General features: G+C 65.1%; 19 protein-coding genes. 9 read left to right on the top strand and 10 right to left on the bottom strand.

What is annotated here, in order from left to right; translation table 11 throughout:
• Window positions 1-52: 52 nt before the first annotated feature.
• Complete coding sequence (gene gntR, locus L6D77_RS09040) at window positions 53-1,072, bottom strand: HTH-type transcriptional regulator GntR (RefSeq protein WP_232881404.1); 1,020 nt, start codon at window positions 1,070-1,072, stop codon at window positions 53-55.
• A gap of 208 nt (window positions 1,073-1,280) precedes the next feature.
• On the opposite strand from gntR, the gene L6D77_RS09045 reads away from it, so the two are divergent.
• The 3 genes from L6D77_RS09045 to L6D77_RS09055 all read left to right on the top strand — a co-directional run bounded on the left by L6D77_RS09045 (window position 1,281) and on the right by L6D77_RS09055 (window position 3,688).
• Window positions 1,281-1,820 carry a gluconokinase gene (locus tag L6D77_RS09045; RefSeq protein WP_232881406.1) on the top strand — a complete coding sequence of 180 codons (540 nt, stop codon included), beginning with the start codon at window positions 1,281-1,283 and terminating at the stop codon, window positions 1,818-1,820.
• A 114-nt stretch (window positions 1,821-1,934) separates the two neighbouring features.
• Window positions 1,935-3,287, top strand: a complete 1,353-nt coding sequence (locus L6D77_RS09050; protein WP_125464219.1) for a GntP family permease — start codon at window positions 1,935-1,937, stop codon at window positions 3,285-3,287.
• 107 nt (window positions 3,288-3,394) lie between these two features.
• Window positions 3,395-3,688, top strand: a complete 294-nt coding sequence (locus L6D77_RS09055; RefSeq protein ID WP_232881408.1) for a hypothetical protein — start codon at window positions 3,395-3,397, stop codon at window positions 3,686-3,688.
• A gap of 149 nt (window positions 3,689-3,837) precedes the next feature.
• On the opposite strand, the gene L6D77_RS09060 is transcribed toward L6D77_RS09055, so the two are convergent.
• The 4 genes from L6D77_RS09060 to L6D77_RS09075 all read right to left on the bottom strand — a co-directional run bounded on the left by L6D77_RS09060 (window position 3,838) and on the right by L6D77_RS09075 (window position 9,186).
• Window positions 3,838-5,265 carry a sigma-54-dependent transcriptional regulator gene (locus tag L6D77_RS09060; protein WP_232881410.1) on the bottom strand — a complete coding sequence of 476 codons (1,428 nt, stop codon included), beginning with the start codon at window positions 5,263-5,265 and terminating at the stop codon, window positions 3,838-3,840.
• Window positions 5,234-6,727, bottom strand: coding sequence for a sensor histidine kinase (locus L6D77_RS09065; RefSeq protein WP_232881412.1), 1,494 nt, complete (start codon window positions 6,725-6,727; stop codon window positions 5,234-5,236). The genes L6D77_RS09060 and L6D77_RS09065 overlap by 32 nt, the downstream gene beginning before the upstream one ends.
• Before the next feature lie 278 nt (window positions 6,728-7,005).
• Complete coding sequence (locus tag L6D77_RS09070) at window positions 7,006-8,424, bottom strand: sensor histidine kinase (protein WP_232881414.1); 1,419 nt, start codon at window positions 8,422-8,424, stop codon at window positions 7,006-7,008.
• A 147-nt stretch (window positions 8,425-8,571) separates the two neighbouring features.
• On the bottom strand, window positions 8,572-9,186 hold the full coding sequence (locus tag L6D77_RS09075; RefSeq protein WP_232881416.1) for a lytic transglycosylase domain-containing protein: 615 nt from the start codon (window positions 9,184-9,186) through the stop codon (window positions 8,572-8,574).
• A gap of 174 nt (window positions 9,187-9,360) precedes the next feature.
• Here L6D77_RS09075 and gspG point away from each other — a divergent pair, with 174 nt between their 5' ends.
• Window positions 9,361-9,786, top strand: a complete 426-nt coding sequence (gene gspG / locus L6D77_RS09080; RefSeq protein ID WP_232881417.1) for a type II secretion system major pseudopilin GspG — start codon at window positions 9,361-9,363, stop codon at window positions 9,784-9,786.
• Between the two features lie 11 nt (window positions 9,787-9,797).
• On the top strand, window positions 9,798-10,988 hold the full coding sequence (locus L6D77_RS09085) for a type II secretion system F family protein (protein ID WP_232881418.1): 1,191 nt from the start codon (window positions 9,798-9,800) through the stop codon (window positions 10,986-10,988).
• Between the two features lie 157 nt (window positions 10,989-11,145).
• Here L6D77_RS09085 and L6D77_RS09090 read toward each other — a convergent pair whose 3' ends face one another.
• Window positions 11,146-12,060, bottom strand: a complete 915-nt coding sequence (locus L6D77_RS09090; RefSeq protein ID WP_232881419.1) for a site-specific integrase — start codon at window positions 12,058-12,060, stop codon at window positions 11,146-11,148.
• 210 nt (window positions 12,061-12,270) lie between these two features.
• On the opposite strand from L6D77_RS09090, the gene L6D77_RS09095 reads away from it, so the two are divergent.
• Both L6D77_RS09095 and L6D77_RS09100 read left to right on the top strand, forming a co-directional pair.
• The gene (locus L6D77_RS09095) at window positions 12,271-13,452 is read left to right on the top strand and encodes an NnrS family protein (protein ID WP_232881420.1); all 1,182 of its coding nucleotides are present in this window, start codon (window positions 12,271-12,273) and stop codon (window positions 13,450-13,452) included.
• 175 nt (window positions 13,453-13,627) lie between these two features.
• Window positions 13,628-14,275, top strand: a complete 648-nt coding sequence (locus tag L6D77_RS09100; RefSeq protein ID WP_232881421.1) for a DUF1345 domain-containing protein — start codon at window positions 13,628-13,630, stop codon at window positions 14,273-14,275.
• Here the strand turns inward: L6D77_RS09100 and L6D77_RS09105 are convergent.
• Window positions 14,201-15,430, bottom strand: coding sequence for a pyridoxal phosphate-dependent aminotransferase (locus L6D77_RS09105; RefSeq protein ID WP_232881422.1), 1,230 nt, complete (start codon window positions 15,428-15,430; stop codon window positions 14,201-14,203). The genes L6D77_RS09100 and L6D77_RS09105 overlap by 75 nt on opposite strands.
• A gap of 297 nt (window positions 15,431-15,727) precedes the next feature.
• Here L6D77_RS09105 and L6D77_RS09110 point away from each other — a divergent pair, with 297 nt between their 5' ends.
• Window positions 15,728-15,991, top strand: a complete 264-nt coding sequence (locus tag L6D77_RS09110; protein ID WP_151030276.1) for a DUF1652 domain-containing protein — start codon at window positions 15,728-15,730, stop codon at window positions 15,989-15,991.
• On the opposite strand, the gene L6D77_RS09115 is transcribed toward L6D77_RS09110, so the two are convergent.
• Window positions 15,992-18,070, bottom strand: coding sequence for a putative bifunctional diguanylate cyclase/phosphodiesterase (locus L6D77_RS09115; protein WP_232881423.1), 2,079 nt, complete (start codon window positions 18,068-18,070; stop codon window positions 15,992-15,994).
• Between the two features lie 339 nt (window positions 18,071-18,409).
• Between L6D77_RS09115 and L6D77_RS09120 the strand changes: the two genes are divergently transcribed.
• On the top strand, window positions 18,410-18,697 hold the full coding sequence (locus tag L6D77_RS09120) for a hypothetical protein (RefSeq protein WP_232881424.1): 288 nt from the start codon (window positions 18,410-18,412) through the stop codon (window positions 18,695-18,697).
• A 4-nt stretch (window positions 18,698-18,701) separates the two neighbouring features.
• On the opposite strand, the gene L6D77_RS09125 is transcribed toward L6D77_RS09120, so the two are convergent.
• Both L6D77_RS09125 and L6D77_RS09130 read right to left on the bottom strand, forming a co-directional pair.
• Window positions 18,702-19,385, bottom strand: a complete 684-nt coding sequence (locus L6D77_RS09125) for an alpha/beta hydrolase (protein WP_232881425.1) — start codon at window positions 19,383-19,385, stop codon at window positions 18,702-18,704.
• A gap of 124 nt (window positions 19,386-19,509) precedes the next feature.
• Window positions 19,510-20,316 (bottom strand): substrate-binding periplasmic protein, encoded by an 807-nt coding sequence (locus L6D77_RS09130; RefSeq protein WP_232881426.1) that lies wholly within the window; start codon window positions 20,314-20,316, stop codon window positions 19,510-19,512.
• Window positions 20,317-20,378: the final 62 nt, after the last annotated feature.

Genomic DNA, 20,378 nt, shown 5'->3' on the forward strand with positions numbered 1-20,378 from the left:
TCAAAACCAACACACAACAAAGCTCATGAAACTCGAAACTTGAAAACAACGATCAAGAACTCTCCCGCTGCATCAACTCAAACCCCAGATCCTGCTGCTCAGCAACCACCCGCTTACCATCAAGCATCGCCAGCAACGCCTGCGCCGCCCCCCGCCCAACCGCCGCCCGCGGCGTACGAATCGACGTCAACGGCGGCACCATATGCGCCGAAGCCGGCAAATCGTTGAACCCGATCATCGCCACCCGCCCAGGCACCGCAACCCCCTCACGCAACGCCTGCAGCACCGCCCCCTGCGCAAGGTCATCGTTACAGAAGAACACCCCATCGACATCCGGCGCCTGCGCCAGCAACCGGCTAAACAACGCCCCCCCCAAGCCAATCGACGAAGGCTGCGGGTCGAGCAATTCCAGCTCCGGCGCCTGCAAGCCAGCCTCCGCCAACGCCTGGCGGAAGCCCTCCGCACGCTGCATCACCCTAGGGTCCAGTTGCGCCGCAATGAACCCCAGCCGCCGCCGCCCACGTGCAATCAGGTGCTGCGCCGCCGCACGCCCAGCCTGGTGCTGGGAGAACCCCACCGACAAGGCCCCGGCCTCACCCCCCAGCTCCATCATGTGCACGCAGGGCACATGGCTGGCGGCAAGCAACTGCCGCGCCCCCTCGCTGCGCTCGAAACCAGTGAGCAACATGCCGCAGGGCTGATAGGCCAGGTAGTTGCGAATCAGGTTTTCTTCCTCGGCAATATCGTAGTGATAGTTACCGATCAGCACTTCCAACCCACGCGGGCGCATCACCTCGTGAATGGCTTCAAGGGTGTCGATGAACAGCTGGTTCGACAATGACGGGATCAGCACCACCACCGATTGGCTACGCGCCGAGGCCAAGGCCCGTGCCGCCGGGTTGGCAACGTAGCCCAGGCTGCCTGCCGCCGCCACGACCTTGGCCACCAGTTCCGGTGCCACAGTGCTGACGCCGCGCAGGGCGCGGGAAGCGGTAATCGGGGAAACCCCGGAAAGCCTGGCGACTTCCGCCAGAGTGGGACGACCTGTGGTACGCGAGCCGATGCGAGACATGAATGTTGTAATTTTACTACTTGCAGGAATGGGGAACGGTCACTAAGGTAGCGCTGTCTCTGGATGCAGGCAATGCAATCTTGGTAGCAGCCATGCATGCAGCGTCCATACTGCCTAAGACAAAATCAATAACACCCGGGAGGGTGGCGCTGGCACTCTCGTTACGCCTTGGCCGAGACAGCGCTATCTCACCCAGCAGGAGGTACCGATGAACTTTCCCCTGTCCGCGATAGTGGTAATGGGCGTGGCTGGATGCGGCAAAAGCAGCATCGGTGCCGCCATTGCTGCGCGCAGCGGAGGCCGCCTGGTTGAAGGCGATGCTTTCCACCCTGCCGCCAACATCGCCAAGATGAGCGCTGGCATCCCCCTCGATGATGACGACCGCGCCGGCTGGCTGGTGCGCCTGGGCGAAGAGCTGCAGACCATCATCACGGCCGGCGAGCGCCCGATCCTCACCTGCTCGGCCCTCAAACGCCGCTACCGCGAAACCTTGCGCCAGGCCGTGCCAGAGCTGGGTTTCGTGTTCCTCGAGCTGACCCCGCAGGAAGCCGAAAAACGCGTCCTCGCCCGCCCCGGCCACTTCATGCCGGCCAGCCTGATCGACAGCCAGTTCGCCGCCCTGGAGTCGCCCCGCGGCGAACCCTTGACCCTGGCGCTGGATGCCACCCGCCCGATCGAGGCCATCGCCGAGACCGTACACGACTGGCTAAAGCCCTGCGGTGAGCGGCCACTGGCGCGGACTGCCTGACCCGGCGGTTTTCCGGCTCACCAAAGATAGCGCTATCTCGCCACCTGAAAGCGGCGAACGTGCAAAAACCAAGCTACGCCAAAACAACAACGACAAGACCGAGGCTTACGAACCATGTTCGGACTGGCTACTGATACCTTCCTGTTGCTCGACGCGATGGTCACCATCATCGGGCTGATCCTGCTGATCACCCATTTCAAGGTCCACCCCTTCGTTGCCCTGACCCTGGCCGCTGGTTTTCTTGGCCTGACCTCCGGCATGCCGGTGGCCAAGGTGATGAAATCGTTCCAGGACGGCTTTGGCGGCGTGTTGGGCTTTGTCGGCATCGTCCTTGCGCTGGGCACCATGCTCGGCAAGCTGATGGCCGACTCCGGCGGCGCCGACCAGATCGCCCAGACGCTCATTCGCGCGTTTGGCAAGCAGAAGGTGCATTGGGCAATGATGTTCGCCGCTTTCCTGGTGGGCATCCCGCTGTTCTTCGAAATCGGCTTCGTGCTGCTGATCCCCTTGGTGTTCATCGTCGCTCGCCGCTCCGGGGTATCGCTGGTGAAGATCGGCATCCCGCTGCTGGCCGGCCTGTCGGTGGTGCACGGCCTGGTGCCGCCGCACCCGGGGCCATTGCTGGCGATCGGCATCTTCCACGCCGATATCGGCAAGACCATCTTCTACGGCCTGCTGGTCGCCCTGCCCACAGCGGTCATCGCCGGCCCGTTGTTCGGTAACTTCATCTCGCGCTACATCCCCGGCAACCCTTCCCAGGAGCTGATGGACCAGATCGCCCGCGAATCCGACCAGAAGAACCTGCCCAGCTTCAGCGTGACCCTGATCACCGTGCTGCTGCCGGTGGTGCTGATGCTGCTCAAGACTTTCGCCGACGTGGTGCTGCCGGCCGAGCACATCGTACGCCAGTGGATGGACCTGATCGGCCACCCGATCACCGCCCTGCTCGCCGCCCTGCTGCTGGCCTTCTATACCTTCGGTTCGGCGCGCGGCTTCAGCCGCCAGCAGATCATGAAGATGCTCGACCAGAGCCTGGCCCCCACTGCCGCGATCGTGCTGATCGTCGGTGCCGGTGGCGGCTTCAAGCAAATGCTGGTGGACACCGGCGTGGGCAACGTGATCGGGCAGATGGCGGTGCAGGCCGAGATTTCGCCGATCATGCTGGCCTGGCTGGTGGCGGCGGTGATCCGGATTGCCACAGGCTCGGCGACGGTCGCCACCATCACCGGCGCCGGCATCGTCGCGCCGGTGATCGACCTGGTGCCGGGCGTCAACCGCGAACTGCTGGTGCTGGCCACCGGCGCAGGCTCGCTGATCCTGTCCCACGTCAACGACGCCGGCTTCTGGCTGGTCAAGCAGTACTTCAACATGACCGTGGCCGAGACCTTCAAGACCTGGAGCATGATGGAGACCATCCTGTCGGTGGTCGGCATCATCTTCATCATGTTGCTGGCCCAGGTGGTGTGACCGTTGATCAGGGTCATGGCAACTTGCTGACGAGGGCGTGGCCCAAGTGAGACAGCGGCCCTGCGCAAGCGGGGCCGATGCCTTTTGGTCGCCAAGGAGCCTTCCCGATGAGCCGTTCCTTCCTGCTCGCCGCCCTCTTCGCCTCGCCGTTGGCGTTCGCCGTCGGCACCGGCGCCACCTACCCCGACGATCCGCACAACCCGGCACCACAACCGGGCGTGGACAGCACCCTGAACCCTATCGAGAAGCCCATGCCTCGGGATACCGACCCGCGGATCAAGGGCAATGACCCGGACAGCCCGGCGGCCGAGCAGAATGATGATCGCGATCTGCCGGGGTTGGGGGACAGTGGCTCAGAGGGCATGGGGCGCCAAGGTGAAGGCGCCAGCGGCAAGCCCTAAAGACTGGGCGAGCCTGTAGGAGCGGCCTTGTGCCGCGAACGGGCCGCAAAGCGGCCCCGGCAGTCCATGAAGTGAAGCTGATATCCTGGGGCCGCTTCGCAGCCCTATCGCGGCACAAGGCCGCTCCTACACAAGCACATGCCCACGGCTCACCACTGCCGCTTGTCCGGCCTGGTAAGCCCCAGCTTTTCGATCTTGTAGCGCAGCATGTCCCGCGACAGCCCCAGCAAGCGCGCCGACTTGGTGACATTCCAGTCGGTACGGTCGAGGGTCCGGCAAACCATGTCGCGCTCCATGTCCGGCAGGCTGCCGGCGGCTTCCGGCTCATGCCGGGGCAATTCGTACACGGTCGCTGACGCCGGTTGGGCCATGGGCTCATCGACCAGGGTCAGGCACAGGTTCAGCTGGTGCGCCCCGATGACCTCGCCGGGTGCCAGCAATACCGTCTGCTCAAGCATGTTGCGCAGCTCACGCACATTGCCCGGCCAGCTGTAGCCGAGCATCAATGCCTCGGCCTCGGCGGAAAAGCGCAGGCCAGGTTTGCCATAGCGCCGCCCGTGGTGGGCGAGAAAGTGCTTGGCCAGGCGCAGGATGTCCTGGCCGCGGGCATACAGCCGCGGCACCTTGACGGCAATGATACGCAGGCGGAAGAACAGGTCGCGGCGGAACTTGCCCTGCTGCACCATCTGCTCGAGGTTGCAGTTGGTGGCGCTGATCACCCGTAAATCGACCTTGCGCTCCTTCACCGCGCCAATACGGCGAATGCTGCGATCTTCAAGCAACTTGAGCAGCTTGGCCTGCAGCACCAGGTCCATCTCGCCGATCTCGTCGAGGAACAGGGTGCCGCCATCAGCCGCCTCGACCAGGCCAACGCGGCGGTCCTTGGCATCGGTGAAGGCGCCCTTTTCGTGGCCGAACAGCTCGGCCTCCAGCAGGTTGGCCGGGATCGACGCGCAGTTGAACTCGATGAAAGGCCCCTTGGCTCGACTGCCGTCGAAATGCAGGGCGCGCGCTACCAGCTCCTTGCCGGTCCCGGTTTCACCTTCGACCAGCACGGGCGGCAGGTCGTCGCTGGCCATGCGTCGCTCGGCATCGAGCACCTGGCGCAAGGTGTGCTTGAGCTCGAGCATGGCCGGTGACTCGCCGATCAACGCCTGCAAACCGGATTTCTGCGCCTCGCGCTCCTGATAGAACGACAGCGTGCGCTCCATGCGTTCGGTAGCCAGTGCCTTTTCCAGCATCAGCTTGAGTTCGGCCAGCACCACCGGCTTGGTGAGGTAGTGGAAGGCGCCCTCCTTCATGGCCAGCACGGCGTCCTCGACGTTGCCGTAGCCGGTCATCATGATCACCTTGAGCTCCGGCACCTGGGCCGCCAGGGTGCGCAACAGGTCATGGCCACTCATGCCGGGCAATGAGTTGTCGGTGATTACAGCGTCTGGCTGAGCCCGCTTGACCTGCTCAAGGGCCAGCTCGGCGCTGTGGCACACGGTTACCTCGAAGCCTTGGAGTTTCAGGTAGGTGCAAATGTTGTCGGCGAGGATTTCGTCATCCTCGACCACCAGGATGCTGTGATCCATGGTCCCCTCCCGCTGCAAGATTGAATGTAAGGCTGACGCGGGTTCCTTCCTCTTCGCGGCTGCTCAGTTCGACCGAACCGCCAAAGCGCTCCATGATGCGTTTGACCAACGCCAGGCCGACCCCAAGGCCGCCCTGCTTGGTGGTGAAAAAGGGTTTGAACACCATGCGTTTCTGCTGCTCGGTCATGCCCTTGCCGGTGTCGCTGAGCAACAGCTGGGTCTGCTGGCCGTCCAGCGTGAGCACCTCGGCACGCAGCTCGCCGCCCAGCGGCATGGCTTCCAAAGCATTGGCAAACAGGCTGTTGAGGATCTGGGTCAGTTGCAATGGCTGGCTGGCCACCCATTGCTCGGCGGGCCCGCTGAAGCTGAACTGCACACCGTTGCGCTGGATCTGCGGGGTGAACGCCTGCCGTGCATCCTCGATGGCGGCCATCAGGTCGACCGCTTCGGGCTCGTCACTGGCCGGGCGCAGCGACACCAGCAGGTCGCGCACCCATCGGGACATACGGTCGACCTGGGTAACGATGTCACCGATATTCTTTTGCGCCGCCGGGTTGGCGATCTCCTGGGCCAGCTCGGCGCTGGAACGGATGTTGGCCAGCGGATTGCGCAGGCTATGGGCCAATGCCGAGGACATCTCGCCAAGGGCGGCATAGGTTTCGCTCGCCACCAGGCGATCCTGCTGGTGATGCAGCATGCTCGCGGCCCGGCGCACGATCCAGAACAGCCCGAAGTAGATCAGCGCCCCACCTGCCAGGGTCGAGCCCCAGATCAGCACATAGCCACGCTGGATCCGCCGCACCAGGTCCTGGGGCTCCTTGTAGATCTCGACCATCGCCAGCACCTGCTCGCCCTGGCTGTCGAACAACGGGATGTAGTTTTCGATGAACAGATGGCGCGGCTCGCGCTCGAACTTCTGTTCTTCGCGATCCTCGTCGGCCTTGTGGTAGCTGGCCGAGACCGATTTACGCGAGCGAAAGGCATGCTCAAGGTCGCCATCTTCATCGATGCGCTTGCCGATCAGTTGCACATTGGTCGACCAGACCACCGTCCGGTCCCGGGCATAGACGTTGGCCAGCAGGGTATCGGGCAGGTGCTCGACATGGTCGAGGAACTCTACCCGGGTCGACTCGGCCAGTTGCGGGGTGAACTGCAGGTGCTGCTGGTCGAGCCGTGGGTCGAGCAGCTCGCCCATGGTGATGCCCGGCGGCAATAGCGAATGGCGAACCTCGGCCTGGGCCATGGCCTGGATGAACTGCGCAGTGAGCATGGCATCGCGCTCGACGCTGTCACGCACCACGAAACGCGTCGACACATAGCCAAGGCCAATGGCCACTGAAGCGATGATCAGCAGGCTGACCAACGAAAACCAGCGCAGCAGGTTGAACTCGCGTAGCGGCACAGCCAGGCCGGTCGAGGGCACAGCGGATTTGTCGGGGGCTTCGTCCTGCAGTGTCTGCATCGCCTGGTTCCCGCCTGAATGCTGCTGAGGATTGCCCCGCTACGCGCGGTAGCACATTGATAACCGCCGACCGTGACACTGGCCCTAGCCGACGGTTATTCAAAGGAAAAGCAAGATTTTGGCCAGCACTTTATATTATTAAATAATCGTTGTTTTTCAGGTGTTTATTAAATATTCATAATGTAGATTCAAGATATATTCCCCACATTTGGGTAATCTTCACCCAACATTTAACCTCAACACATCCACTGCTTTGTGAAACCCTGCCGGTATCGATGTCATGACTGGGCCAGGCGAAAACTCAACGACACCCGGGTGCCGACCCCTTCGTAGCTGCTCAACCTCACCGAACCGCCAAAGCGCTCCATGATCCGCTTGACCAGCATCAGCCCCACCCCCAGGCCACCCTGCTTGGTGGAAAAGAACGGCCGGAAGGCCAGGCGCTGTTGCTGCTCGCTCATCCCCCGGCCGGTGTCCGAAAGGCGCAGCGTCAGGCTGCGGCGGTCGTGCCGCACCAGCTCCACGCGCAGCTCGCCACCCTGCTCCATCGACTCCAGGGCATTGGCGATCAGGCCGTTGAAAATCTGCACCAGCAGCACCGGCTGCCCCAGCACCTGCACCGTCGGCAACTCGGCCAGGCGCACCTGCACGCTGCTGCGCCGCAGCGCCGCGTCGTAGGCTTGCAGGCTGGTCTGCAGGGCCTGGCCCAGGTCTACCGGCACCGCTTCTTCACTCAACGGGCGCAGCGACTGCAAGAGCTCGCGCACCCAGTGGGACATGCGGTCGACCTGCTGGATGATGTCGTTCACGTGGGTTTGTGCCGGGCCCTCGTCAAACGCCTGGGCCAGCTCGGCGCTGGAGCGGATGCTGGCCAACGGGTTGCGCAGGCTGTGGGCCACCGCCGAGGACACCTCGCCCAGCGCCACGAAGGTTTCGCTGCCGATCAGCCGCTTCTGCTGCACGGCCATCAAGCGGGCAGCCCGACGCATGATGCCGTACAGCCCGGCATAGACCAGCCCGGCCCCCACCGCGACGGCCAGCCAGATCAACAGCAGGCCATGCTCGATGCGCACGATCAGGTCATGGGGTTCCTTGTAGATTTCCACCATGGCGGTGACCTGATCGTTATCGGCATCGAACAGCGGGATGTAGTTTTCGATGAACAGCTGCTCAGGCGGGGTGACGAACTTCTGCTCACTGCGTGCCTTGTCGAAATCGTGGTAACTCGCCGACACCCGCATCTTGTACTCGAAGGCCCGGTCGAGGTCGTCGTCGCCCTCGATCAACTTGCCCATCAGCGCCGGATTGCTCGACCAGATCACCGTGCGGTCGGGGGCGTAGATGTTGGCCAGGAGCATGTCCGGCAGGTGGGCGATATGGTCGAGGAACTCGCCTCGGGCCTTGCGCCGGGCCTCGGGGTCGACATCCGGCATGCCGTGGTCGGTACGCGGGTCGAGCAGCTCGCCCATGGTGCGCACATTGGGGATCGACACATGGCGCACCTCGGCGTCGGCAATCGAGGTGATGAACTGGGCGGTCAACAACGCATCGCGCTCGACGCTCTCGTCGATGATGTAGCGGCTGGAGATCAAGCCCAGCCCCACGGCCACCGAAACGATGATCGCCAGGCTGACCCAGGCATACCAGCGCAGCAGGTTGAATGGCCGGCGCGCCGTGCTGGCCTCGGTGGCGGGCATGAGTGTGTCGGGACGGGGGCGAGGTCCATGGCGGGCTCCGCGGCTGGGCACCTGTTTCAAGGTTATAGCCCAGAGTTGGGGACACCATGATGGTTTTACGCCACTGCCCGGCGCTTTCGCGACCAAGGGGCCGGCCAGGCCTACCGGCTACAGCGGCGAATCTTCGGCCAACCCCCGCAACAGGCGGTAATCACGCAGCACGTTGGGCACATAACGCCGGGTCTCGGCGAACGGCGGCACCACCTTGCCGCGGCTGAGCACCGCTTCGGGGCCGGCGTTGTAGGCTGCCACGGCCAGGGTGATGTCGTTGTCGAACAGGGTCAGCATGCGTTTGAGGTAGCGTGCCCCGCCCTGCACATTGGATTTTGGGTCAAGCACGTCCTTGACCCCCATCTCTTTCGCCGTGTCCGGCATCAATTGCATCAGCCCCGCCGCGCCCTTGGGCGAGCGCGCCTTGGGGTTGTAGCCTGACTCGGCCTTGATCAGCGCATGCAGCAGGGCCTGGGGCACATCGTTGGCCAGGGCGGCGGCGGCCACCAGGTCGGCATAGGGCCGGCCGGTGACCAACTGCGCGTTGACCGGCCCGCCGACCGCCGTCGACTCGCTGATCACCCGCTCGTACTGCCGGCCTGGCCGGTGCACATTGGACAGGATGAAACCGCCTTTGCCGTCGCTGGCGATATAGATGTCGGCCACGGCATCCGGCACCACCGCCGCCGCCATCAATCCCGCCGCCAGCCCAAGAAGATTCAGTCCACGCATGCCGATCGCCTCCCACCGTGGCCCCCGATGTGGGGGAAATGCCCCGGAAAACCCGGGTGTGCACAGCACGACGCAAGCAGCGTGCCGCTTGCCATCCCGCATGGCGCAAGGCCCCGGCGCAGACGTGCACGGCTGTTGCATGGAGGCTGTGCACACGCAACGGAGGGTTTCCCCATGCAGCGCAGAATCCATGCACAACACGGTTTCACCCTGCTCGAACTGCTGGTGGTGCTGGTAGTGCTCGGCCTGTTGGCCGGTATCGTCGCGCCCAAGTACTTCAGCCAGCTCGGCCGCTCCGAGGCCAAGGTGGCGCGCGCACAGATCGAGGGCCTGGGCAAGGCCCTGGACCTGTACCGCCTGGAAGTCGGCCATTACCCCAGCAGCGAACAGGGCCTGCAGGCGCTGACCGTGGCCCCCAGCGGCGAGGCGCGCTGGTCCGGGCCGTACCTGCAGAAAGCCGTACCGCAGGACCCATGGGGTCGCCCCTACATTTACCGGCAACCCGGCGAGAACGGCGGCGAGTACGACCTGCTGTCGATGGGCAAGGACGGCCAGCCCGGCGGCGATGGTGAAAACGCCGAGATCACCAGCTGGCAATGAGGAGCCCGGCCATGCGCTATCAGCTCAAGGCCCTGGGCAGCCAGGGCGTGGTGCAACTGCAGGTGGAGGCCGAAGACCTCGAACAGGCACGCCGCCAGGCCGAGGACCAGGGCCTGCGGGTACTCAGCGCGCGCAGCATGGGCCTGGGGCTGCGCGCCCTGCCCTGGCGCCGCGCGCCGGCGTTCGACCTGGTGCTGTTCAGCCAGGAGCTGACCACCCTGCTCAATGCCGGCCTGCCACTGATCGACGCCCTGGAGAGCCTGGCCGAGAAGTCCCCCGCAGGCAGCGCGCGCAAGACCCTGGAGCTACTGGTGCGCCAATTGTATGAGGGGCGTTCGCTGTCCCAGGCCCTGGGCCAGCAGCCACGGGTGTTCCCCACGCTGTATGTGGCGCTGGTGCAGTCCAGCGAGCGCACCGGGGCACTGGGCGATGCCTTGACGCGCTATATCGGCTACCGCCAGCGCCTGGACCTGGTGCGCCAGAAGCTGGTGGGCGCCTCGGTATACCCCCTGCTGCTGTTGCTGGTGGGCGGTGGCGTGGTGCTGTTTTTGCTCGGCTACGTGGTGCCGCGCTTCAGCCTGGTGTTCGAGGGGATGGGCACCGAGCTGCCGTGGCTGTCACGGGTGCTGATGCAGGTCGGCCTGTTCCTGCACGCGCAGCAATTGCCCCTGGGGCTCGGCGCGCTGGGCGGCATCACGCTGCTGGTCACCCTGCGTCGCCACCCGGCCGTGCGCCGTTGGGCCAGCCGCCAGCTGCGCCGTGTCCCGGCCCTGCACCAGCGCCTGGTGATGTACGAACTGGCGCGTTTCTACCGCTCGCTAGGGATTCTGCTGCAAGGCGGCATCCCCATCCTCACTGCCCTGGGCATGGCCCAGGGGCTGCTGGGCAGCGCTGCCGCCGAGGGCCTGGCGCAAGCCAGCCGGCGCGTGGCGGAGGGTTTGCCGCTGTCCGATGCACTGGAGGCCGGGCAGCTGGTGACCCCAGTGTCGCTGCGCCTGCTGCGGGCGGGCGAGCAGTCGGGCAACCTCGGCGAAATGCTGGAGCGCTGCGCCGACTTCCATGACCAGGAGATCGGACGCTGGGTCGAGTGGTTCGTCAAGCTGTTCGAGCCGCTGCTGATGACCTTCATCGGCCTGCTGATCGGGTTGATCGTGATCCTGATGTACATGCCGATCTTCGAGCTGGCTTCAAGCATTCATTAAGGAATTGTCTTGTTGTAGGAGCGGTCTTGCCGGGGCGCCGGACCGGTCGGAAAGGGCTGCGCTGCAGCCCCGGTGATTACTGTAGCGTTGCTGAAAATATGGGGCCGCTTCGCGCCCCTTTCGCGGCACAAGGCCGCTCCTACAATGGAGCAACGCCTCAATAGTCGAAACGCTCCACCGCCCGCCGCCGCTCGTTGTCATCGCGCCGGTCATAGATGGCCGTGGTTTGGATATTGGCGTGGTGCGCCAGCTTCTGGGCGATAGACAGGTCGTGCTCCTCGATCACCCGGGTGATGAACGCCCGGCGAAAGTCGTGGGGCATGATCTTCACCCCCACCTGCGCCCCGCGCTGGCGGGCGATGTAGTAAATGGCGTGCTTGGTGATACGCGCGCGGGTGATGTGGTTGCCACGGCGGATGCGATTGAACAGGAAACTGTCGTCACGCTCCCCGGCCGGCAGCTGCTGGCGGCGCAGCTCGAGCCAGGCCGAGAGCTTGTCGAAGGCCCAGGCCGGGGCGTACTTGAGCAACTGGCGGTTGCCCTTGCCCAACACCTGCACGCAGCGCTCCTGGAAGTCCACCTGGGCCAGGTCGATGTCCACCGACTCCGACTTGCGCATGCCAGTGCCGTACAGCAGCGCGAGGATCGCCGCATCGCGCACGCCCTGGGGCCGCGGGTCGGCGGCGCAGACCTCCATCAGTTCGCGGATCAGGCTACGCCGCAGGTTACGTCCCGGGGGCAGGCGGCTGCCGCTGGCGGGCTTGACCTCGCGAATCTTCAGCAACCGCTCATGTTCGATCAGCTCCAGCCGCCAAGCCTCGTTCATCACCCCGCGCACGGCATTGACGTACAGCGAAGAGGTGTTGGGGGCGTAGCCGTCGGCCCGCAGGGCGGCGACCAGGGCGATCACATGGCCGGGCTCCAGGTGGTGCCACGGCACATCGGCAATGTCGGCATCGACGAACCCCAGGCGGTCGGCAGCGTCCTGGAGGATATAGCGCATGGTCAGCTGGCTGGACGGCGCCAGGCGGGCCAGGTATTGCAGCAGCGGGTTGCGCGCAAGGTCAATCACAACGGGGATCCTGTAGCGAAGCCTGGCCTGGGGTGAGGCAAGGCGCGTAGCGAGTCGTTATGACACGAAAAGATGTCACAACGACAACAAAATATTCTGGTCCATATGACTCGGTTAAGTGCCATCACCTTGATATTCAAGGGTTTGAGCGCTGGCACGGATCCTGATGTTACCCCATTCAACCTCTCCGATCGAACCAAGGGTCCCGCCATGCTAGTCCAGCCGATTGCCGCCCGTCCGCGCCAGGCCCTCTGGGCCCTGGCTTTTCGTCCGTTCTTCCTCGGCGGCAGCGTGTTCGCGCTGCTCGCCCTGCTGCTGTGGGCCGGCGTGCTCACAGGCGCCGTGCATACCGCAGCCCCTGGCGGCATGCTCGCCTGGCACCGGCACGAGATGCTGTTCGGCTTTGCCGGGGCCATCGTCGCCGGCTTCCTGCTCACGGCGGTACAAAACTGGAGCGGCCTGCCCGGCTTAAGCGGCCGCTGGCTGCAAGGGCTGTTCCTGCTCTGGCTGCTGGGCCGTGCCAGTTGGTTCCTGCCGCTGCCGGCAGCGCTGCTGGTAGCCGTGCACGGCGCATTCCTGCCACTGGTGGCGCTGGCCCTGGCCCGGCCAATCATCCAGCGGCGTTTGCGCAACAACTACCCGATCGTGGCGCTGGTGCTGCTGCTCGCCACCTGCCAGTGGATCACCCTGCTCGGCTGGCTGAACCAGGATGAGACGTGGCAACGGCGTGGCGTGCTCGCCGGGCTGTGGCTGGTGGCGGCGATGATGAGTGTGATCGGCGGGCGGGTCATCCCGTTCTTCACCCGCCGCGGCCTGGGCAACATGAGCCCCGCCCCGGCCCGGCCCTGGCTTGACCGCGCCTGCCTGCTGGGCAGCGTGGCCCTGCCGGTCAGTTATGTGCTCGGCCTCAATGACACACCGCAACCCGCAATGGCAGTGCTGTTCGGCGCCCTCGCCGTATTGCACGCGGTACGCCTGACGCAGTGGCATGACCGTGGCTTGTGGCGGCTGCCGCTGTTGTGGTCGCTGCACCTGGCCTATGCCTGGCTGATCCCGGCCTGCCTGGGCCTGGCCCTGTGGCATACGGGCGTTGCGCTCAATCCCAGCCTGCCAGCCCATGCGCTGACGGTGGGGGCGATGACCGGGCTGATCGTGGCGATGATGGCGCGGGTCAGCCTGGGGCATACCGGGCGGCCCTTGCAGGTGCCGCGCAGTATCGGCTGGGCGTTTGCCTTGATCCAGTTGGCCGCGGTTGCACGGGTGCTGGTGACACCCTTCACATCTCTGGGGCTGGGGCTCTCGGTGCTGTTCGGCTGCGCGGCGTTGCTACTGTTCGTTTGGCACTACTTGCCGATGCTGCTGCGGCCCCGCGTGGATGGGATGCCGGGTTAGCCCTACTGCTGACTAGTCAAGCCAAATTGGGGCTGCCCGCGAAGGGCCGCAGAGCGGCCCGAATGCACATGATGGCGCACTGACTGATCAGCATTAGGACCAAGACTGAATTTGCCCCGCGAGCGCCACTGGGTGGGCTACAGTTGCACGCATCCCACTTCAGCAACGAGACCGCATGGCCTTCCACCACCTCACCCGCACCCACCCCCGCCTCACCTTCGCCACCTTGGCCGGCCTGGCCGGCGCCTGGCTGATCCCGGCCGACGACACCGTGCAGCACATCCTCGCCGGCTGGAACCTCGGGGTTTGGCTGTACCTGCTGATGGTCCTCTGGCTCAGCCTGCGGGCAACGCCGGACAGGGTGCGCAAGGTGGCCCGGGTCGAAGACGAAAACGCCGGCCTGGTGCTGATCACCGTGAGCGTCGCCGCCATCGCCAGCCTGGCCGCGGTGACCCTGCAACTGGTTTCCAGCCGAGGGCTTGCCGGCAGCGCGCTGGCCCTGCACTACCTGTACACCGGCCTCACCATCGCAGGTTCGTGGCTGCTGATCGGCTGCATCTTCAGCCTGCACTACGCCCGGTTGTTCTACACAGGCGCAAGCCACGAGCCACCGCTGCGCTTCCCCGACGGCGAGCGCAACCCCGACTACTGGGACTTCCACTATTTCTCGTTCACCATCAGCGTCGCCGTGCAGACCTCGGACGTGGGGGTCGCCGGGCGCACACTGCGCCGGGTGGTACTGGCCCACTCATTGGTAGGCTTCGTGTTCAACACGGCGATCCTCGGTTTCACCATCAACATCGCCGCTGGCCTGCTGGGCTAGCAGGCGCCGGGCACAGGCGCCGATCCGCTGGCACACCTGCTCCAGCACCTGGGCCTCCAGTACCAGGCCCAGGCGTACATGCCCGGCGGCGCTGGGCCCAAAGGCATCCCCCGGCAGCAACGACACGCCTTCCTCGTCGAGCAGGCGCTGGGCGAAGGCCTGGGCGCTGAGCCCGGTGGCGCGAATGTCCAGCATCACGAACATGCCCCCGGCCGGCCGGTGGGCCTGCACGCCCGGGCAACCTTCGAGCACCGCGCACACCCGGTCGCGCCGCTGGCGGTACGCCTCGCGCATGCGCGCCACTTCAGGCAGTTGCTGCTGCAACGCCACACAGGCTGCCTGCATGACGAACTCCGGCAGGCCGAACAGCATGGCCATCGCCAGGTTGGTCAGGTGCTCGGCCAGCGCCGGCGGCCCGATCACCCAGCCAATCCGCCAGCCACTCATGGCATGGGTCTTGGACAGGCTGTCGATCACCACGCAGCGCTCGGCCATGCCCGGCAGGCCCAGCGGACTGGGCGCCTCACCTTCATACAGCAGGCCACGGTAGACCTCGTCGCACACCAGCCACAGGTCATGCTGGCGGCACAATTGCGCCAGGCGACGCAGGTCTGCCAGGGGAATCACCGCACCAGTGGGGTTGTGCGGGCTGTTGAGCAGCAGCCCGCGGGTGCGCGGGGTGATGGCCCGGGCCACCGCTTCGGGGTCGAGGCGAAATCCTTGCTCCGGGCGCACGGCCACCTGCACAGCCTGTGCCCCGCAGGCAGCGAGCACGCCGTGATAAGTGACATACATGGGTTCGGCGACGATCACTTCATCACCCGCCTCGAACAGGCATTGGAAGGTGGCGTACAAGGCGCATTGGGCACCGGCGGTAACCACCACCTGGTCCGGATGCAGTGCCAGCCGGCGTTGGCGCACGATCGCCTCGCGCAGGGCCAGGCTGCCGCGCACATCGCTGTAATGGGTGTCGCCCCGGCGCAGGCTGCTCACGGCGGTTTCAACCACCGCTGCGGGGGTGTCGAAGTCCGGGTCGCCCACCGACAGCAGGAATACCTCGCGGCCTTGCTTGCGCAGGGCCTGGGCCTGGTAGTGGATGTCCCAGGCGGCAGCCGCGTCGCCGGCGATACGTTGGGTGAGCGTGGCGTAACGCATGACTGTCTCCCTGTCTGCCCGGCAGCGCCGCTGGTCCGAAACGCGCTGTCGGTAAACATAGCAGAGCAAGCACCGATACCAGCCCCCGCCCCAGCGGGAAAACGTTTGCCCTGGCCGGCGGCCGCCAGCCGGTCGTCACCAGGCACTGTGACGGCCGTCATGCATTAACACATTTGTCATGTTTTGCGCAGAACGTTGCCCTGGCGGCTGCTATGGTTAGATTCCGACGGCCAGGTAAGGCCTGTCTGACTCACCACGTCGACATCACCCCGTTCAGCAACGAACAAGGAGGCTGGCATGAACAAGATGACGTTCCCCAACGCCTGCCAGGTGATGCGTTGGCATTTCCATCCATTGGGTTTCGAAGCCAGCATGGATGCGCCACGCAGCATGGTCGCCCGCCTGTTTGACCGCGCCAGCGGTGAAACCCTGCTGGCCATCGCCGGCATCCCCTGCGCGGCGATCATGGCCGCCACCGACGTCGAGCGCATCATCGAGGCGGTGGAGGCCGAGATGGAAACCTTCGACCTGCGTTTCAACGTGCTGCGCGACGCCGTGTAGTCAGTTCACCTGCTCACGCCGCGCGTCAAGCCTGCTGATGAACTGCTCCGCCGGCACCGGCTGGCCCAGCAGGTAGCCCTGCAGCGAGTCACAGCCCAGCCGGGTGAGGAAATCCTGCTGGCGGTCGGTCTCAACCCCTTCGGCGACGATCCGCAGCCCCAGCGCCTGGCCCAGTGCGACGATGGCCGAGACGATCGCGGCGTCATCGCTGTCCTGCTCCAGGTCGCGGACGAAACCACGGTCGATCTTCAGCTCGTTGGCCGGCAGGCGCTTGAGGTACATCAGGCTGGAGTAGCCGGTGCCGAAGTCATCGATGGACAGGTCCACGCCCATGTCCGACAGGCGCTGCAGCACCATCAGGCTGGCATCGGCGTCGCGCATGGCGGTGGTTTCGGTGATTTCCAGGGTCAACCGGTTGGCCGGCAGGCCGTTGGCGGCCAAGGCCTGGGCGACGCTGTCGACCAGCCCGGCATGGCAGAACTGGATCGCCGACAGGTTGACCGCGATACGCCAGTTCTCCCGCCCCTCACCCAGCCATTGGCGCATCTGCCGGCACGCTTCGCCCAGCACCCATTCGCCGATGGGGATGATCAGCCCGGTCTTTTCGGCCAGGCCGATGAAGCGGTCCGGCAGCATCAGGCCATGTTGCGGATGCTCCCAGCGCAACAGTGCCTCGGCACCGATGGGCTGGCGTGCGACGGCATCGAACTTGGGCTGGTAATGCAGGCGGAACTGGCCATGCTCCAGCGCCGAGCGCAGGTCCTGAAGCAATTGCAGCTGCTGGCGTGCGTTGCTGTTCATCGACGCGTCGAAGAAGCTGTAACCGTTCTTGCCGGCGCTCTTGGCGTGGTACATCGCCGCATCGGCATTGCGCAGCAGCTCATGCTGGTCCAGTCCGTTGCCCGGGTAGAGCACGATGCCCAGGCTGGCCGACAGCAGCAGGTCATGCTCGGCCACCCGGAATGGCTTGGCCATCAGGTTGACCTGCTTGGCCGCGACGTTCATGGCATCGTCCGGCTCGCCGAGCTCGACCAACAGCACGAACTCGTCACCGCCGATGCGCGCCAGGGTGTCCTGGCTGTGCAGGTGGCCGCGCAAGCGAGCCGCCACCGCCTTGAGCAGCAGGTCGCCGACATGGTGACCAAAGGCATCGTTGACCGGCTTGAAGCCGTCCAGGTCGATGAACATCAGGGCGAAGCAGCCGCCTTGCTCCGCCACCCGGCCGATGGCCTGCTCGATGCGGTCGGCCAGCAGTGTGCGGTTGGGCAGCCCGGTCAGGGTGTCGTGCAGGGCCAACTGGGTCAGTTCCTGGTTGGCCAGCGTCAGCGAGCGCGCCAGCTCCGCCGTGCGCGCCTCCAGGCGCGCATCCAGCACCGAGGTGAGCAGCGCCACGGCCAGTACCGCCAGGGTGGTGATCAGCACCAGGTAGTCAAGGCCGTCCCCCGCCAGGCCATCGGCCAGCGCACCGCAGAAGCTGCCCTCGGGGAAGTTCGCCGCGGCCATGCCGGTGTAGTGCATGCCGACGATGGCGACCCCCATCACCACCGCCGCCACACCCCGCACCTGCCGTACATACGGGGTGTGCTGGCGCAGACGGAAGGCGATCCACAGGGCCGCCGCCGAGGCGCCCACCGCTATGGCCAGGGAGGCGCCGAACAGGGCCGGGTCGTAGTCGATCCCAGGCTCCATGCGCAGCGCGGCCATGCCCATGTAATGCATGCAGGCGATACCGGTGCCCATGATCAACGCACCGAAGCCCAGTTGCAGCCACGGCAGCTTGGGCTGGCTCACCAGCCACAGGGCAAAGCCCGACGACAGCACCGCGATCAGCAAGGACAGCGCCGTCAACCCAGTGTCGTAGCCCAGGCTGATCGGCAGGCTGAAGGCCAGCATGCCGATGAAGTGCATCGACCAGATGCCGATACCCATGGCCAGTGCCCCACCCCCCATCCACAGATACACCGCACGCCCCTTGGCCGTGGCGATGCGCCCGGTCAGGTCGAGGGCCGTATAAGAGGCAAGAATGGCCACGCACAGCGAGATCAACACCAGCGAGGAGGAGTAACTACCGATCAGCATGTGCACTTCCAGGAGCAGGGCGAGGGAGGGCCCGGAAAAGCCGATGATTGTACTCAAGCTTTGACGAAACGCACGGGGTTTTCGCGAATGGGAATGGATCCAATGGAGAGCTGAAAGCCGCGTGATCACTGCACCAGAGCTTTTCAACCAGCAGATACCGGCAGATTGCCACTGGTCGCATGCTGCACCACGTCCATTGCCAGGCCAAAACCTTCCGCCATTCCCGGGCTTGCCCGTGGCGGCGTTGGCCGGGCAACCTCGAACCCGCGCCAAGCGGAACGACTGCGGCTAATCTTTACAAGCCGACACAACCCACTACCACTGATTCAGGAGCTCGCGATGGCCACCCGGTCCGGGCACATACCTTTGCTCGCCCTCCCCCTGCTCGCCCTGAGCCTGGCATTCACTGGCGGCTGCTCGAGCAAACACACCAATACCCGCTACGCCACCCAGGGCGCCAACTGCTACGCCAAGGCCATGCCCCAAAGGGGCGAAGGCGGCCTAGCCTTCGGCCCGACCCTGGCCACGGCCAGCCGCAAGTCTTTGGACAACTGCATGCGCTACGCCGGCCGCTCCGGCGGTGCCCCGAACACCTGCCAGGTGGTGGTGGCCAAGTGCAAGAGCTGAACGGTTAGCTCAACGCCTCTTCGATCAGCGCAGCCACCTCCCGCGCGTGGGACGCCAGCGAGGCATGGCTGGCGGCGAGGGTGATGACCTTCCTGGCCTTCATCCGCGCTGACATCATCTGCTGATTGGCCGGTGCGATCATGTGGTCCTGGCTGGAAATCTGGTACCACGCTGGCTTGTGCTTCCACGCCGGGTCGCTGATGGTGTCGCCAAAGGTACTGGCCAGCGGCGCCTTCTGCGTCACCGCCATCACCAGTGCATCCTCTGCCGACAGGTCCTGGCAGAAGCTCTCGTGAAACTTGTCGGCCTTGATCCACAGGTAGCCATCGCTGTCCGGCGCAAGGTTCGGCGCCGCCACCGGCAGGTGCTGTTGCGTGAGGCCGCCGGGGCTCTCCCCGGCATCGGGGGCGAAGGCAGCGATATACACCAGCCCCATCACGTTCGCTGCATTACCCGCCTCGGTTATGACCGCCCCGCCATAGGAATGCCCCACCAGCAGCACCGGCCCCTGTACCTGCGCAACCATCTTGCGTGTGCGCTCGGCGTCATCGGCCAACGAGGTCAGCGGCAGCTCCACGGCCCGCAGCTCGCTGATCCCTTTGCGTGACAGTTCGACGATCACCCTGCCCCAATGGGCGGCGCCGCCCCAGAAACCGTGGACAAGAACGACTGTAGGCCTGGTGCTCATGGGCTTGCCTCTTCACTGATTGATCAAGGGACTTGGATATAGCTGGAACAGCATAGGCGACTGGCAGCCACGCTTTAGACCAAAGGTAACAGCCGCCAGCGCGGCTCATGACCAAAGCGCTGCTTCACTCCTCGGCCTGCTGGCGTTTCCAGCGCTCCAGGTTCTCGGTCATGAGTTGCTCGGGCAGCGGCCCTGCAACCAGCGCCTTGAGCTTGAGCGCCAGTTGCTCACGCAACTCGGGCGTGTTGCAGGGGGACTTGTGCGACAGCGCCAGGTACAGCCCTTCGCTGGAGACTGGCGGTTCCAGTACCTCCAGCTGCTGTTCCTTGCCCAGCGTGCGGGCCAGGGCCAGGCCTGGGTAACGCTCGAAAATCACGTAGTCGTTGCGTTTGCGCAGCAGCTTCTCGAAGGCCTGGGTGGCGCTGGGCACCGCTTCGAGGTTGAGCTGTGCGCGGGCATAGTCGTCGAAGGCCTGGCCATGGCTGTTGTTGACCAACGTCCCACCGCGCCGCCCCTTAAGGTCCGACCAGTCGCTATAGGCGAAGCCCTCGCCCTTGCGGACCCAGACCACACTGGAGTTGAACAGGAACGGCGGGCTGACGTAATCCACCCACTGCTCGCGCGCCTGGGTATGGAAGTAGCCGGCCATCAGGTCGATACGCCCGGTGTTCAGCTCCTCCTGGGCCCGCGACCAGGGGCCGGTGTAGAGGAGCTCCACCGTGAGTCCAAGTTCCTTTGCCACCTGCTTGAGCAGGTCGGCATTGGCGCCGATCAGTTGCTGGGGATTGTGTGGGTCACGCCAGAGGTAAGGGGGGTATTCCGGGTTGCCGGTGGCGGTAAGTTGCCGGCACGGCTCATCGGCAAGGGTGAAGGTCGGCAGCAAGGCCAAGGCGAGCCATAACACCGACCGGTACCGACGTTGTGCGCTCATTGCGACCCTCTCGCTCCTGCGTGCCTGACAGAAATGGCCCTGTGGCGCTCCCTGCGCCGGCC

The organism is Pseudomonas parasichuanensis (genome assembly GCF_021601385.1).
Taxonomy (GTDB): Bacteria; Pseudomonadota; Gammaproteobacteria; order Pseudomonadales; family Pseudomonadaceae; genus Aquipseudomonas; species Aquipseudomonas parasichuanensis.

Excerpts from the sequence above, each read along its gene's own strand:
- L6D77_RS09050 (WP_125464219.1), top strand. The coding sequence starts at position 1,935 with ATGTTCGGACTGGCTACTGATACCTTCCTGTTGCTCGACGCGATGGTC.
- L6D77_RS09075 (WP_232881416.1), bottom strand. The coding sequence starts at position 9,186 with ATGCGTGGACTGAATCTTCTTGGGCTGGCGGCGGGATTGATGGCGGCG.
- gntR (WP_232881404.1), bottom strand. The coding sequence starts at position 1,072 with ATGTCTCGCATCGGCTCGCGTACCACAGGTCGTCCCACTCTGGCGGAA.
- L6D77_RS09070 (WP_232881414.1), bottom strand. The coding sequence starts at position 8,424 with ATGCCCGCCACCGAGGCCAGCACGGCGCGCCGGCCATTCAACCTGCTG.
- L6D77_RS09045 (WP_232881406.1), top strand. The coding sequence starts at position 1,281 with ATGAACTTTCCCCTGTCCGCGATAGTGGTAATGGGCGTGGCTGGATGC.
- L6D77_RS09120 (WP_232881424.1), top strand. The coding sequence starts at position 18,410 with ATGGCCACCCGGTCCGGGCACATACCTTTGCTCGCCCTCCCCCTGCTC.
- L6D77_RS09095 (WP_232881420.1), top strand. The coding sequence starts at position 12,271 with ATGCTAGTCCAGCCGATTGCCGCCCGTCCGCGCCAGGCCCTCTGGGCC.
- L6D77_RS09060 (WP_232881410.1), bottom strand. The coding sequence starts at position 5,265 with ATGGATCACAGCATCCTGGTGGTCGAGGATGACGAAATCCTCGCCGAC.
- L6D77_RS09130 (WP_232881426.1), bottom strand. The coding sequence starts at position 20,316 with ATGAGCGCACAACGTCGGTACCGGTCGGTGTTATGGCTCGCCTTGGCC.
- L6D77_RS09110 (WP_151030276.1), top strand. The coding sequence starts at position 15,728 with ATGAACAAGATGACGTTCCCCAACGCCTGCCAGGTGATGCGTTGGCAT.
- gspG (WP_232881417.1), top strand. The coding sequence starts at position 9,361 with ATGCAGCGCAGAATCCATGCACAACACGGTTTCACCCTGCTCGAACTG.
- L6D77_RS09105 (WP_232881422.1), bottom strand. The coding sequence starts at position 15,430 with ATGCGTTACGCCACGCTCACCCAACGTATCGCCGGCGACGCGGCTGCC.
- L6D77_RS09055 (WP_232881408.1), top strand. The coding sequence starts at position 3,395 with ATGAGCCGTTCCTTCCTGCTCGCCGCCCTCTTCGCCTCGCCGTTGGCG.
- L6D77_RS09115 (WP_232881423.1), bottom strand. The coding sequence starts at position 18,070 with ATGCTGATCGGTAGTTACTCCTCCTCGCTGGTGTTGATCTCGCTGTGC.
- L6D77_RS09125 (WP_232881425.1), bottom strand. The coding sequence starts at position 19,385 with ATGAGCACCAGGCCTACAGTCGTTCTTGTCCACGGTTTCTGGGGCGGC.
- L6D77_RS09100 (WP_232881421.1), top strand. The coding sequence starts at position 13,628 with ATGGCCTTCCACCACCTCACCCGCACCCACCCCCGCCTCACCTTCGCC.
- L6D77_RS09085 (WP_232881418.1), top strand. The coding sequence starts at position 9,798 with ATGCGCTATCAGCTCAAGGCCCTGGGCAGCCAGGGCGTGGTGCAACTG.
- L6D77_RS09065 (WP_232881412.1), bottom strand. The coding sequence starts at position 6,727 with ATGCAGACACTGCAGGACGAAGCCCCCGACAAATCCGCTGTGCCCTCG.